Below are 13424 nucleotides of genomic sequence, written 5' to 3'. Positions count from 1 at the left end.
TGCCTGTCGTCGAAGCGCATGGCACGCGACCACGCGTCACTCCATCCGGGCTCGGGGTGACGCCCACTGCCTGCTCCGAATGGGCTAGCGTAGGTAGGTTGAGCTCGTATTTCACTCCGTTGTCGTAGCAGGCCGGACTCAAGTGGGTACCTGGTCTACCGATAGTTTATTGACGACACCCACTGGTACTACCCAAGGAGAACCCGGGCGATGGCGGGAGTGGAAGACATCCGCGCTGGGATCATGACGGCGAAGGAGAAGTGCAACGCCGGCCTCGCCGCACTCGAGCAGGCCCAGCGGGCACTTGAAGAGGCTCAGCAGATTCTGGGCCAGGTGACCGCGGGCAGCAGCCAGCCGGAGGTCACGCAGGCGCACGGCATGCTCCAGGAGGCGGCGAACGGCATCAGCGGCCAGCAGAACTCGATCCAGGCGGCGATCCAGTCCGCAGAGTCGTACGCGCAGCGTCTGTAGACCGGATGTACTCCCTCCCGGAACTGCAGGCCCAGTTGGGCGCTTTCCGTGCGAAACTGGCCGAGGCAACCGAACACACCAACCGTGCGGTGGAGCTGCTCGATGAGGCACGCGAAACGATTGTCACGGCCTACGCGCAGGCGGAGCCCTGGCTGCCGCCCGAGCTCGAAGGCGCCACGGAGGGGCTTCGAGAAGACGCCGGCCGCCTCAGCGCGGCCGGTGAGCTGATCGACGGCTATCAGGCGCGACTTTAACCGGCATGAGGTCCTCGAAGGTCAACGAGCGACGCAAGCGCGTCCTCACCGCGATCGGCAACATGCGGCATCAGCTGGGGCTCGTGCTCGGCGCCGCCCGGAACGCCCGTCAGGACGCCGAAACCACGCTTGAGCGGCTGAGGCTCGAGCAGCGCATCGCGCGGGTCGGCATCGCCAGGGCCGACCACGACGAGAGCCTCGCCGCCGCCATGCACCACCCGCTGATGGCGGGCTTGCGAGACCAGTTCAAGGCCACCCAGGCCGCCTTCCATGCCGAGGCGGCGACGGTTCCCGCGCGGCTGCGCGAACTGATCGCCCAGGCCGCGCCGGGCCCGGCGAGCCGTCCGCCGACGGACTGGCTGGGCCGGATCGGCACCGGCGCGCTCACCGTCCCGCCGCTCTGGCGCATTGGATCGTCCACAATGGACGAAACCGGGCCGTTCCCGGTCTCCGTGCCACTGCTGGACGAATCCCATCTGGCCATCACGTCGGCGCCGAAGACCCGGGCGACAGTGGACGCGCTCGTCGAGGGCATCCTGCTGCGCGTGCTCTCCAGCATGGAACCCGGCGCGGTGCGCATCCACCTGTGGGACATCGGACAGCTCACGGCCGTGCTGCCCAACCTGTACCCGCTGAGCCGGACCAGCGCGATCACCGTCTACGACCCCACCAGGCTGGAGGATCTGTTCGACGACCTGGCCGGGCATATCCGCCGTATCCACACGCAGACCATGCAGGCAGGCCACACCTCGCTGCGTTCGATGCGGGAAAGCCTGGGGCAGCGCACCGAACCGTGGCGCATCGCGGTGCTCTTCGGCAACGGCGAGAACTGGGCACCGGAAACGCTGCGCGAGCTCAGGCGGATCGCGGGCGGCGCGGTCGCGGCCGGCATCTCCCTGATCGCGGTGGACCTGCCGACGGTGCTCGGCGGCGGGGTGGAGAACATCCGGCTGCTCGACGAAAAGCACGCGATGACCAGCATGACCGGCCCCGACCTGGTGGTCAGCCTCGACCCGCCGATCCCGGCGACCGAGGTCAGCGGGGCCGCCGCCAGGCTCGCCGAGGCCCTCATCGAGCGCCAGGGCGGGCCGCGCACCTTCAACGACCTGCTGCCCACCGAGTTCGGTCAGGAGAGCTCCGCCGCCGAACTCCGTGCCCCGGTCGGGTTCTTCGAAGGCGACCCGGTCGAGGTCGTGATCGGGGACGCCACCCCGCACGTGTTGATCGGCGGACCGAGCGGGTCGGGCAAGACGAACTTCCTGTACGCGCTGATCGGCAGCCTGGCCGCGCGTTACCCGCCGGACGAGCTGGCGCTGTATCTCCTGGACTTCAAGGAAGGCGTGTCGTTCGCGGGTCTCGCGCCCGGCCGCCGGGACAAGAGCTGGCTTCCGCAGGCCCGGCTCATCGGCGTGAACGTCAACACCGATCGCGAGTTCGGGCTGGCACTGCTGAAGTTCCTCGCCGACGAGCTGCGCCGCAGGTCGGCCGCGGCGAAGGAGCACGAGGTCACCGATCTCGCCGGGCTGCGACGGCAGGACCCCGGCGGCCACTGGCCGCGCATCGTCGCCGTGATCGACGAGTTCCAGTACCTCTTCGCCGGCCGGGACACGGTCACCGGCGCCGCGACCGCGTTGCTGGAGGACATCGCGCGGCGCGGGCGGGCGCAGGGCATCCACCTGATCCTGGCCAGCCAGGACATCGCCGGAATCGACGCGTTCTGGGGCAAGCCGGCCGTGTTCGAGCAGTGCACCCTGCGGATCGCGATGCCGAAGGCGCGCCGGGTGCTGGCGGAGACCAACAACGCCGCGATCGCCGCGCCCAAGTGGCACGCGGTGGTCAACCACGACTCAGGGGTGGCGCACGGCAACCAGCTCGCGCACATCCCGGACGCCAGTAACCGGGAAATCTTCTCGACCCTGCAACGGAAGTTGTGGGATCTCTACGCCGAGGAACACCAGCGTCCACGCTTGTTCGACGGTGCGGTGTCGCCGCTGCTCGACCACGTCGCCGCGTACGCGACACTCTCACCCGGCGGACGGGCGCGAGCGCTGCTCGGGCAGGCGATCGACGTCGACGACAAGGCGTGCGCGGTGGAGCTCGCGTCGGCGCCGGGACGCAACGTGGCCGTGCTGGGCACCGCGATCGCCGAAGCACTGTCCATTATGGACGCTTCCGCCCGGTCGCTGGCCCGGCAGTACCACCCGGACGAGGTGGAGTTCGTCGTGTGCTGCCTGGTCGACCGGTGTGCCCCGGCGGTCGACCAGCTGGTCGAGGTGCTCAAGGCGGAGGGGCACTGGGTGGTCCGGATGACCGAGGACGACATCGCCGAACGCATGACCAAGATCGCCGGGGAAGCGGTCGGTCACACCCGGATCCTGCTGCTCTACGGAGTGGACGCGGCCCTGCCCGCGCTGGAAGCCAAACTGCCCGGCGAGATCAAGAGCGGACTGGACCACTTTCGCACGGTGCTCAAGCTGGGCCCGTCGCGCGGTGTGCACACCATCGGCTGGTGGCGCGGCACCGCCCGCCTCAAGGACACCCTGGGCTTCGCCGGAACCGACGACATCGGCGCCTGGGCCGCACTGGACGTCCAGGGCAGCGAACTCACCGGGTTCGCCGCCGGGCAGGTGGTGCACTGGTCGCCGAGGCCCGGCCGGGCGCTGTTCTTCGACCGGAGCACCCACATGACTCCGGAAGTCATGATTCCCTTCGACCGTCCGGAGTTCTGATGGAATCCGCGGCCATGCGTTACAAGGCGATCACCGGCCTGGCCGCCAAGGCCGCCGAGGACATGCGCGCCTGGGAGGACCACCACGCGCGGGAACTGGACAGCCGCATCGCCGAGGCGGAGGCCGCCGTCGAGCAGGCCAAGGAGCGGGAGGAGCGCACCGGGCAGACGGTCCGCCACTGGTGGCGGATGACGGCGGACAACGTCGCGCACCTGTCCTGGCTGGAACTCGGGGAAGAGCCGATCCCCGTGGCGAATGCCCGCGGCTCCTGGCTGGACCGCCACCTCAACGAGATCAAGACGGTGTACCAGGAGCTCGTCGACGCCGTTCTCTCCCTGGGGTGGCGTGACCGCCGCTGAAGCTACCCCCGTCCGTGAGGGACGAGCCTGACGATCTGGGGATCGTGATCGGAGGCCTGCTCGGCGAACTCGGCGTTGACGTGGACGACGTCGTAGTCCACGCGACGCAACGCCGGTGACACCAGGATGTGGTCCAGGACCTGCGAATTCCCCTCGTAGACGTAGCTGTAACGCTCGGCGGGGGGCAGTGTGGCGATGAGATCGGTCAAATGGTGGCCCGCCGTCAGCTCGGCCAGCGCCGGTGAGAACTGATAGTCGTTGAGGTCGCCGGCCACCACGACGTTCGCGCCGGGGTCCACGGCCAGCAATTGATCGACGAAACCGCGCACGAGGTGCGCCTGCTTCTGGCGCTGCACCTCGGAGCTCCGTGCCGGAGGCTGGTAACGGCCGTGGGTCGGCTGGTCGCCGCCCTTGGAGTTGAAGTGGTTGGCGATGACGAACACCGTGCGCCCGTGGAAGACGAACTCGCCCGCCAGCGGTTTGCGGCTGTCCTGCCATGCTTCGTCACCCGGGTCGACCCGGCCCGGTGAGATCGACAGATGCGGCCTGCCGTGCGCGGTCTCCACCGATACGGCCGTGACCGCATCACCACCCGGCTTATCCACAAAGGACACTCGACGAGGGTTGAAGAGGAACGCGGTGCGAATGTTCCCGCCCGGCTGGCCTCCGTCGGCGAGATCACGCGGGTCGATCTCCCGCCACTCGTACCGGGGGCCTCCGGCGGTCACGATCGCGTCGGTGAACCGGTTGAGCGTCTGGTCGGCGGCGACCACTCCGTCACCGGTTCCGCTCGCCCCGTTGTTGTCCTGGATCTCCTCCAGGGTCACCACGTCCGGCGCGGCGAGGTTCTCGACGATTCCGTGTGCCAACCGGTCGAACTTGTCCTGACTGTCCTTGGGCGACAGGTTCTCCACGTTGTAGGTGGCCACCGCGAGTTCGTCCGGGCGCTGCCGCCGGGTGACCTCCCTGGCCAGACCGTTGTCCTTCAGGTCACCGAGGACGGCGGCTTCGATGGTGTAGCCGCCGTACTGGCTGTACTCGACCGGACCGGAGGTGATGCCGGTCAGCACATCGCCGGTGTCGGCCTTGGGGAACGGTCGCTGCGCGAACGGGATCAGCGACTCGACCTTGACCACTCCGGTCTCGGTCCGGTCGTATCCCGTGTAGACGGCACCGCCGCGCACACTCGGGTTCTCGTCGGGTTTTGTCGTCACGTACAACTCGTTGTACGCGGTGGTCGGCCCGACGACGCGCGCGTCGCTGACGCTCACGATCTCGCCTTCGTGCGCCTCCCAGAAATCGAGCGCGTACTTCGCGGGGTCCAGCGTCAGGCTCTCGATATTGCCGCCCGGGTGTGGCGCGAACTCGCCGGGGACGGTACTGGGAGTGACGATGGTGGCTTGTGGCAACGGATTCCCGCTCGAGGAGACCGTCCACTGCGGATCGGTGAGCTCAGTCGTCGACTGGTACACCGAACTCGCCGGGTTGTCCGGGTAATACTCCCGCACCGTCCCGGTGAGCGTCACGGAATCACCCACCACGACTCCCGGTGCCGTCGAGCCGGTGAAGACGAACAATCCTTCACTCGTGCGCGGGTCGTTGTCGGGCACCGGATCGGTGAGCCAGAAACCGCGCGCGGAACCGAAAGTGCGCAAGGCGGTCACGATACCGGTCACGCCGGTGACCTTCCGGCCGGCCAACGGCGAGATCCTCGTGGTGCCTTGAATGTCGTGGATCTTCGCCTCGACCGGCGGTGTGCCGCCGCCCGGCGTTTCTCCCTTGGCGTTGACGGGAGTCGGGGTCCCGGCGGTGAAATCGCGAGAGTTGTCGTCGGTGTCGGCCGACCCGGCGCGGGCGACGGACGTGGTGTTGCTCGCCTGAGGCGCCGGACTCGTCTCGCGAACGGTGGCGGTGCCATAGCCGACCAGGTCGCGAATGCGCGTGTCGGCGGCACAGTCGGCCGCCGTCAGGCAGGTGAGCGGGTCGGTGCCGTGCACGAGCGCGACGGTGCCGGAGGACGCGGCCAGCCCGATCGCTCCGGTGGCGTCCGGCGTCGGCAGTTCGACCGTGCCGCCGCTGCCCTTCGCCTCGCCGACGAGATAGCGTCCGCCCGCCGTGATGCCGCCGCTCAGCGGCGTGACCTGCCACTTGCTCGAGGCGCTCGGAGTACCCGGCAGGTACTGCACGCTGTACCCATCGAGGATGACCGCCCCCGTACTGGCGAGCTCGACGAAATCGCTGGTCAGCGTGGCCCCCGAGTTGCCACCGCCGCCGTAGACCTCGCTGATCACCACGTCCGCGCTGGGCGCCGCCATCGCGGGTGTGGCGCACGCCAGCCCCGCGACGGCGGTAGCCGCGAGCACACCAAGCCTTCGGATCGTCGACACCGGGCCCCCTCATTTCGATCAGTCGACGCATCCTCACCCGCGGAGATGAACGAGGAAAGACCCGAAAGTGTCAACTTCACCCCCGGTGAGATGACACGTGAGACCACTCTGCCCGCGGCCCCCGGTCGGCGAGTGGTCCAGACCGACAGCGTGGGCGCCAGTGTCATCCAGGCGCGAAAAACCGAAGCAGCGCGGCCGAAGCTGACCATGGTCGGCTTCGGTCGGCCTCGGTCTTTCGCGCGAGGTTGAGTTGATCTTCAGTCGAGTATTGTCGATCTTGGCGACGAGTCAGCCCCGCGCGGCGGGAAAACCGGCGATGAGCACCGTCAGGACCCGCCGCATGGCATTCGGAAACGACACCCGCATGGCGGTGAGTTCCGGGTTCGACTCGTAGACCTCGGCCAGGGCCGGCGGCGGGTTCGCCGCCGGGTACAAGGCGCCCGCGAACAGGGTCGAAGCCGCGGTCAGCTCGAAAGCCTCGTCGTCGGTCAGGTCCGGACGTGACCGGGCGACCGCCGCGGTGACCTCGCGGACGATGCTCAGGGTGGTGTCCTTGAAAGCGGCGGCCGCCGACGTGGTGACGTTCTGTTCCAGGTTGCACGCCATCTGGCTCAGCAGGTCACCGAACAACGGCCGGTCCACCAGCGTCCCGGAGAGCACGTCCACGACATCCTCTCCGGCCTTCAGCCGCGCGACGGCCTCGGTCGCCCATTCCCGCCAGCAATCGGCGGTGAGCTGGAGGAAGATCTCCTCCCGGGTGCCGAAGTAGCGCACCACGTTCGACTTCGCCAGGCCGACGGCCTCCGCGATCTCGCCCAAGGTCACGCCGCGCACCCCGGAGGCCGTGGCGAGTTCGCGCGCGGCCGACAGGATGGCCTCGCGGCGCTGCTGCTTGTGCTCCGGCCGCCTGGCCCGCAGAAACCGTTCGTGAGACATGTCCCGTCATCATAGATCCCTCAGTTAAGAGAACAACGTCCTCTTGTTAAGAGAACGTCGTCCTGTTAACGTCGGCCCCAGGGAACGAACGGAGGGAAGCGTGTGGCCGAGATACGTCTACGGGTGAACGGGGCCGGGGAGGCGCTCGACGTCGATCCACGGGTCAGCCTGCTCGACGCACTCCGCGAGCGGCTGGGCCTGACCGGCCCGAAAAAGGGCTGTGACCAGGGCGCATGTGGCGCCTGCACGGTGTTGGCCGACGGAGTGCGGATCAACTCGTGCCTCGCGCTGGCGGTGCAGTACGCCGATCGCGAGATCACCACGATCGAAGGAATCGAGCATCCGTTGCAGGAGGCGTTCGTGAAGCACGACGGCTTCCAGTGCGGGTACTGCACCTCAGGTCAGATCTGTTCGGCCATCGGCATGCTGGCCGAGCACAAGGACGGGACGCCGAGCGCGGTCACCGACGACGAGGACGAGCCGGAAGCCCTCTCCGAGGAGGAAATCCGGGAGCGGATGAGCGGAAACCTGTGCCGCTGCGGCGCCTACAACGGAATCGTCGAAGCGATCGCGGAGGTGGCCGGATGAGACCGTTCTCCTACGTGGTCGCGTCCGATGTGGACACCGCACTGCGGACGATGGCCACCGAGCCGAACGCGAAGTTCCTCGGCGGCGGCACGAACCTCGTCGATCTGATGCGCCGGGACATCGAGCGCCCGGACACCGTCGTCGACATCACCCGGCTCCCGCTGAACGGGATCGACGAACTCGCTGACGGCTCGATCCGCATCGGCGCGCTCGTGCGCAACACCACACTGGCCGCGCATCCGCTGGTCAGGTCGAAGTACCCGGTGCTGTCCCAGGCGATCCTGCACGGTGCCTCGGCGCAGTTGCGGAATGTGGCGACGGTGGGCGGGAACCTGTTGCAGCGCACCCGCTGCCTCTATTTCGAGGACAAGGCTTCACCGTGCAACAAGCGTGAGCCGGGCACCGGATGCGGCGCGCTCGGCGGCTTCACCCGTGACCACGGGATTCTCGGCGTGAGTGGGGCCTGCATCGCCACGAACCCGTCGGACATGGCCGTCGCGCTGGCCGCCTTGGACGCGGTGGTCGAGGTGGAGAGCACGCGCGGGGTCCGGCGGGTCCCGCTCGACGACTTCTACCGGCTGCCCGGCGACACGCCGCAGGTCGAGACCGCGTTGGCCCACGACGAACTGATCACCGCGGTCGAACTGCCTCCGCTGCAGTGTGCCACCACCTCGCGGTACCGCAAGGTGCGCGACCGGGCGTCCTACGCCTTCGCCCTGGTCTCGGTCGCGGCGGCGATGCGGGTGCGAGATGGACAGATCGACGCCGTCCGGCTCGCGCTCGGCGGGGTCGCGGCCAAGCCGTGGCGAGCCCGCGAGGCCGAGCGGATCCTGACCGGTGCGCCGGCCACCGCCGAGTCGTTTCACCGCGCCGCCGATGCGGAACTGGCGCCCGCGACGGCCCAGGAACACAACGCCTTCAAGATCGACCTGGCCCGTCGCACGATCGTCGCGACGCTGCGCCGGCTGCGCGAACGGGAGCAAAGACCATGACCCAGACCCTTCCCCCGGCCGTCGGCAAACGCCTCGACCGGATCGACGGCCACGCCAAAACCACCGGCGGCGCACGCTTTTCCGCCGAATACCCCTACCCCGACCTCGCGCACGCCGCACTGGTGCACGCGACGGTCGCCCGGGGCAGGATCACCGGCATCGACACCACGGCCGCGACCGCCGTCCCCGGGGTGATCACCGTGCTCACCCACCACAACGCGCCCGCGTTGAAGCCGGCGCCCCGGGTCAGCATGATGAACATGAGCACGCTCATCTCGGGAACTTCGGTCGACTACCTCAACACCGACGAGGTGCACTGGGACGGGCAGCCGGTCGCGGTGGTGATCGCGGAGACCTCGGAGGCCGCGCGCGAGGCCGCGGATCTGGTCCGGGTCGGCTACCGGTCACTTCCGTCCACTGTGGACTTCGCGGCCGAGCGGAAGAACGCCAAGCCGCAGAAGAACAATCCGATTTTGCCGAGTGGCGGGAAGAAAGGCGACGCGGAGGCCGCGCTGGCGGTCGCTCCGGTGTCGGTGGATCTGCGGTTCACCACCCCGCCGCACAACCACAACGCGATCGAGCCGCACGCGACGACCGCGGTCTGGGACGGTGACCACCTCACCGTGCACGAGGCGACGCAGGCTATTCATTACCTGCGCTCGCACCTGGCGACACGATTCGCCGTCCCGCCCGCGAACGTGCGGGTCATCGCCCCGTACGTGGGTGGAGGCTTCGGTGGCAAAGCGATGGCCTGGGCCGGCACGCTCCTCGCCGTGATGGCGGCGCGTGCGACGGGAAGGCCTGTGCGGTTGCCGCTCACCCGGGAAGCCGTCTACCGCACGGTCGGTGGGCGTAGTCCTTCGGCGCAACGGGTCGCCCTCGGTGCGAATGCCGACGGCAAGCTGACCGCGATCGTCCACACCAGCGTCGTCCGGCAAGGTAACGGCATTCCGGAGGGCGTGACCACCCAGACGCGGCACCTGTACGCCGCGGAGAACATTCTCCTGCGGCAGAACCTGGTCGAACTGGACCTCCTCCCGAACACCTCCATGCGCGCGCCCGGCGAGGCGGTCGGAAGTTTCCCCCTGGAGTCGGCGATCGACGAACTGGCCTACCGTCTCGGACTCGACCCGATCGAACTGCGGATGCGCAACGAACCCACGGTGGGTCCCTTGGACGGCAAGAAGTTCTCTCACCGCATGCTGCGCGAAGCCTACGCGCAGGGTGCCGAAAGTTTCGGCTGGGCGAACCGGTCCGCGCAGCCGGGTTCGATGCGGGACGGGCGGTGGCTGGTCGGCATGGGCGTGGCCACGGCATACCACCCGGGGTTGCGATTCACCGCCGACGTCACGGTGCGCCTGTCCGCGGACGGCAGCGTGCTGGTGCGGTGCGGTTTCCAGGAAATGGGCATGGGCGCCGCGACCGCACAGGCTCAGATCGCCGCCGACGCGCTCGGCGTGCCGATCGACGCGGTCAAAGTCGCTTACGGTGACTCGGATCTGCCCACCGCGCCCATGGCCGGCGGGTCGGTCCAAACCGCCAGCGTGGCAGCCAGCGTTCTCGAAGCGTGCGAAAAGCTGAAGGATCGGCTGCACAAGCTCGCACGACGCCACGGCACCGGCTCGTACCCGGAAACCTTGGCCAAAGCCGGTCTGCCCGCCGTCGAGGCCGCCGTCGGATCGGACACCAGGTTGGGCAGGCTGGCCGGGCAGGCGAGGATGATCGCGACGATCATGCGCGACCTTCGCACGGTGAAAGCCGCAACCGGGGCACATTTCTGTGAGGTACGGGTCGATACCGACACCGGCGAGGTGCGGGTGACCCGGTGGACCGGGGTGTTCGACATCGGCCGGGTGGTCAACCCGAAGACGGCGACCAGCCAGCTCCAAGGCGGCATCGTGATGGGAATCGGCATGGCGCTGTCGGAGGAGACCCTCGTCGATCCCCGCACCGGGCGGATCATGAATCCCAGCCTGACCGGCTACCACGTCCCGGTGCACGCCGACATTCCGCCGATCGAGGTGGCGTTCCTCGACGACCCCGATCCGACCATGCCGCTGGGCATCGTCGGCGCCGGTGAAGTGGGCATCACCGGCGTGCCCGCCGCGGTCGCGAACGCCGTCTACCACGCGACCGGAAAGCGGATCCTCGATTTGCCGATCACCGTCGACAAGGTGGTGTGATGATAGGGAGGTGGAGCCGGGGAAAACGGAAGGCACAACGAACGATCCGGGAACGCTGAATTCGGTCGTCGGCAAGATGACCGGCGTCCAGGCCCGGAGCACGGGCGATGTGACCTTCAACTTCGGTGTTCAGCCCGAGGTGGAGTGGCCACACCGGACCGGTGTCGTGCCCACCCGTGCGGGGTGTTTTCAAGACCGCGCGCTCACCGCGACCTTGGCTCAGGCAGTGGCCGAGAGCGATACCGTCGTGCTGACAGCGCTGGAACCGGCATCGACTCAGGTGCTGTCCGGACTGGGAGGCGTGGGCAAAACCCAGCTGGCCGCGAACTTCGCCGAAAAGGCATGGGAAGCCGGCGAAATCGACCTGCTGGTCTGGGTGGCGGCCGGATCCCGGGACGCCATCGTGTCGACCTATGCCAGGGCGGCGACCGAACTCGGCCGGCACCACGACAGCGACGACGAACAAGGAGCACAACGCTTCCTCGCCGCCCTGGCCGGCACCCGGAAACGTTGGCTCGTCGTCCTCGACGACGTGCGAAACCCAGGAGACACCCGCGAGCTGTGGCCCCCACACACCGCGACGGGCCGCACGATCGCCACGACGCGCCGGCGAGACGCCGCGATGGCGGGGGATCGCCGCCGTGTGATCGATGTCGGCGTGTTCGCCACTGAGGAATCTCTCTCCTATCTCAACGCCAAACTGGAGGATCATCCGCACCTGAAGGTGGGAGCGGCGGAACTCGCCGACACCCTGGGTCACCTGCCACTGGCGCTGGCCCAGGCCGCCGCCTACCTCATCGACGAAGACCTCACCTGCACGCGATACCGGGAACTGTTCGCGGACAAGCGACGGCGCCTCGCCGAGTTGCTGCCCGAACCGACCGCCCTGCCCGACGACCACGCCACCACCGTCGCCGCGACCTGGTCCCTGTCCATCGAAGCCGCCGACAAGATGCGTCCCGTCGGCCTGGCCTCTCACGTGCTCAACCTGGCCGCCGTCCTGGACCCCAACGGCATCCCCGCCTCGCTCTTCACCGCGCCCTCCGCCGTCGCCTACCTGGCCAAGGTCTCATCCCGCGAAACCGACGCCGACGAGGTACGCAGCGCCCTCCGCTGCCTGCACCGCCTGAACCTGGCCACGGTCCACACCCACCTGCGCCACCAGGAAGTCCGGGTCCACGCCCTGGTCCAACGAGCCGCCCGCGAACAACTCACCGACACCGCGCTCGGCCCCGTCGCGCGCGCCGCGGCGGCAGCCCTTATGGATATCTGGCCCCTGGTCGAACGCGACAACGAGTTGGTCCAGGTCTTGCGAGCGAACGCGAACACCCTGCACGCCACCGTCGACCGGCACCTGTGGGAGCCTGGCGCGCACCGGGTGTTGTTCCGCATCGGAGAGAGCCTCGGCCAGAGCGGACAGGTCAACGCAGCTCGGAGTCACTTCGAGTCATTGCACGACATCTCGGCAGAGAGCCTCGGTCCCCACCACCCCGACACGCTGGTCGCCCGTGGCGAAATCACACACTGGCGAGGCAAAGCCGGAGACATCACCGGAGCAATCACCGAGTTGGAGCGGCTCCTCACCGACTGCCGGCGCATCCTCGGCCCAGACCACTCACACACCCTGGCCGCCCGCAACAACCTCGCATACTGGCGCGCTGAAGCCGGAGACATCACCGGAGCAGCCACCGAGTTGGAGCAGCTCCTCACCGACCACCGGCGCATCCTCGGCCCAGACCACCCCGACACCCTGGCCGCCCGCAACAACCTCGCCCACTGGCGAGGCCAAGCCGGGGACATCACCGGAGCAATCACCGAATTCGAACAACTCCTCACCGACTGCGAGCGCATCCTGGGCCCCGACCACCCCGACACCCTCGCCGCCCGCAACGGCCTCGCCTCCTGCCGCTTGCAAGGCGGAGACATCACCGGAGCAGCGACGGAATTGGAGCAACTCCTCACCGACCGCCAGCGCATCCTCGGGCCCGACCACCCCGACACCCTCATCACCCGCAACAACCTCGCCGCCTTGCGTGGCACCACCGGGGACATCGCCGGAGCAATCACGGAGTTCGAACAACTTCTCACCGAACGCCGACGGATACTCGGCCCCGACCACCCCGACACCCTGGTGGCCCGCAACAACCTCGCCGCCTGGCGAGCAGAAGCCGGAGACCTCACCCGAGCAACGACTGAGTTGGAGCAACTCGTCGCCGACCGCCGACGCGTCCTCGGCCCAGACCACCCCGATACCCTGCTCACTCGCAACAACCTCGCCGACTGTCGAGGCAGGGCCGGAGACATCGCCGGGGCGATCGCCGAGTTTCAGCAGCTCCTCACCGATCTGGTACGCGTCCTCGGCCCCGACCACCCGAGCACTCGGGTCACCCGCAACAACCTGACCTATTTGCGGGAGGCCGCGGACCCCGATCCGCGTTGAGCATCTTACTCGGTGAGCGAGGGCTGGTCCTCACCTTGCGTTCCAAGGGGACCTTCATCCTCGGCCGGGAAAAGAGGGCGGATCA

10 protein-coding genes are annotated in these 13424 nt (G+C 68.4%); 8 read left to right on the top strand and 2 right to left on the bottom strand.

What is annotated here, in order from left to right; genetic code table 11:
• Nucleotides 1-210 precede the first annotated feature (210 nt).
• Genes ACFSXZ_RS18645 through ACFSXZ_RS18630 form a run of 4 tightly spaced genes read left to right on the top strand, consistent with a single transcriptional unit; the run spans nt 211 to nt 3813 of the window.
• Nucleotides 211-471, top strand: a complete 261-nt coding sequence (locus tag ACFSXZ_RS18645) for a hypothetical protein (RefSeq protein WP_378266290.1) — start codon at nt 211-213, stop codon at nt 469-471.
• Between the two features lie 5 nt (nt 472-476).
• Nucleotides 477-725: a hypothetical protein gene (locus ACFSXZ_RS18640; protein WP_378266289.1), complete on the top strand. Its 249-nt coding sequence runs from the start codon at nt 477-479 to the stop codon at nt 723-725.
• 5 nt (nt 726-730) lie between these two features.
• The gene (locus tag ACFSXZ_RS18635; RefSeq protein WP_378266288.1) at nt 731-3454 is read left to right on the top strand and encodes an FtsK/SpoIIIE domain-containing protein; all 2724 of its coding nucleotides are present in this window, start codon (nt 731-733) and stop codon (nt 3452-3454) included.
• Entirely contained in the window at nt 3454-3813 is a 360-nt protein-coding gene (locus ACFSXZ_RS18630) for a hypothetical protein (protein ID WP_378266287.1), read from the top strand. The genes ACFSXZ_RS18635 and ACFSXZ_RS18630 overlap by 1 nt, the downstream gene beginning before the upstream one ends.
• A gap of 2 nt (nt 3814-3815) precedes the next feature.
• Here the strand turns inward: ACFSXZ_RS18630 and ACFSXZ_RS18625 are convergent, their stop codons facing one another.
• On the bottom strand, nt 3816-6128 hold the full coding sequence (locus tag ACFSXZ_RS18625; RefSeq protein ID WP_378266516.1) for an endonuclease/exonuclease/phosphatase family protein: 2313 nt from the start codon (nt 6126-6128) through the stop codon (nt 3816-3818).
• Nucleotides 6129-6488: 360 nt separating this feature from the next.
• Complete coding sequence (locus ACFSXZ_RS18620; protein WP_378266286.1) at nt 6489-7136, bottom strand: TetR family transcriptional regulator; 648 nt, start codon at nt 7134-7136, stop codon at nt 6489-6491.
• A gap of 102 nt (nt 7137-7238) precedes the next feature.
• Between ACFSXZ_RS18620 and ACFSXZ_RS18615 the strand changes: the two genes are divergently transcribed.
• The 4 genes from ACFSXZ_RS18615 to fxsT are packed head-to-tail and all read left to right on the top strand — an operon-like array spanning nt 7239 to nt 13339.
• Nucleotides 7239-7724 (top strand): 2Fe-2S iron-sulfur cluster-binding protein, encoded by a 486-nt coding sequence (locus ACFSXZ_RS18615; protein ID WP_378266285.1) that lies wholly within the window; start codon nt 7239-7241, stop codon nt 7722-7724.
• The gene (locus ACFSXZ_RS18610) at nt 7721-8716 is read left to right on the top strand and encodes an FAD binding domain-containing protein (protein ID WP_378266284.1); all 996 of its coding nucleotides are present in this window, start codon (nt 7721-7723) and stop codon (nt 8714-8716) included. The genes ACFSXZ_RS18615 and ACFSXZ_RS18610 overlap by 4 nt, the downstream gene beginning before the upstream one ends.
• The gene (locus tag ACFSXZ_RS18605) at nt 8713-10899 is read left to right on the top strand and encodes a xanthine dehydrogenase family protein molybdopterin-binding subunit (RefSeq protein ID WP_378266283.1); all 2187 of its coding nucleotides are present in this window, start codon (nt 8713-8715) and stop codon (nt 10897-10899) included. The genes ACFSXZ_RS18610 and ACFSXZ_RS18605 overlap by 4 nt, the downstream gene beginning before the upstream one ends.
• 10 nt (nt 10900-10909) lie before the next feature.
• Entirely contained in the window at nt 10910-13339 is a 2430-nt protein-coding gene (gene fxsT / locus ACFSXZ_RS18600) for an FxSxx-COOH system tetratricopeptide repeat protein (protein WP_378266282.1), read from the top strand.
• Nucleotides 13340-13424: the final 85 nt, after the last annotated feature.

The organism is Amycolatopsis pigmentata (genome assembly GCF_042684065.1).
Lineage (GTDB): Bacteria > Actinomycetota > Actinomycetes > Mycobacteriales > Pseudonocardiaceae > Amycolatopsis_E > Amycolatopsis_E pigmentata.
The sequence above is the reverse complement of the archived record's forward strand: the minus strand, read 5'-3'. Positions and strand labels throughout refer to the sequence as shown.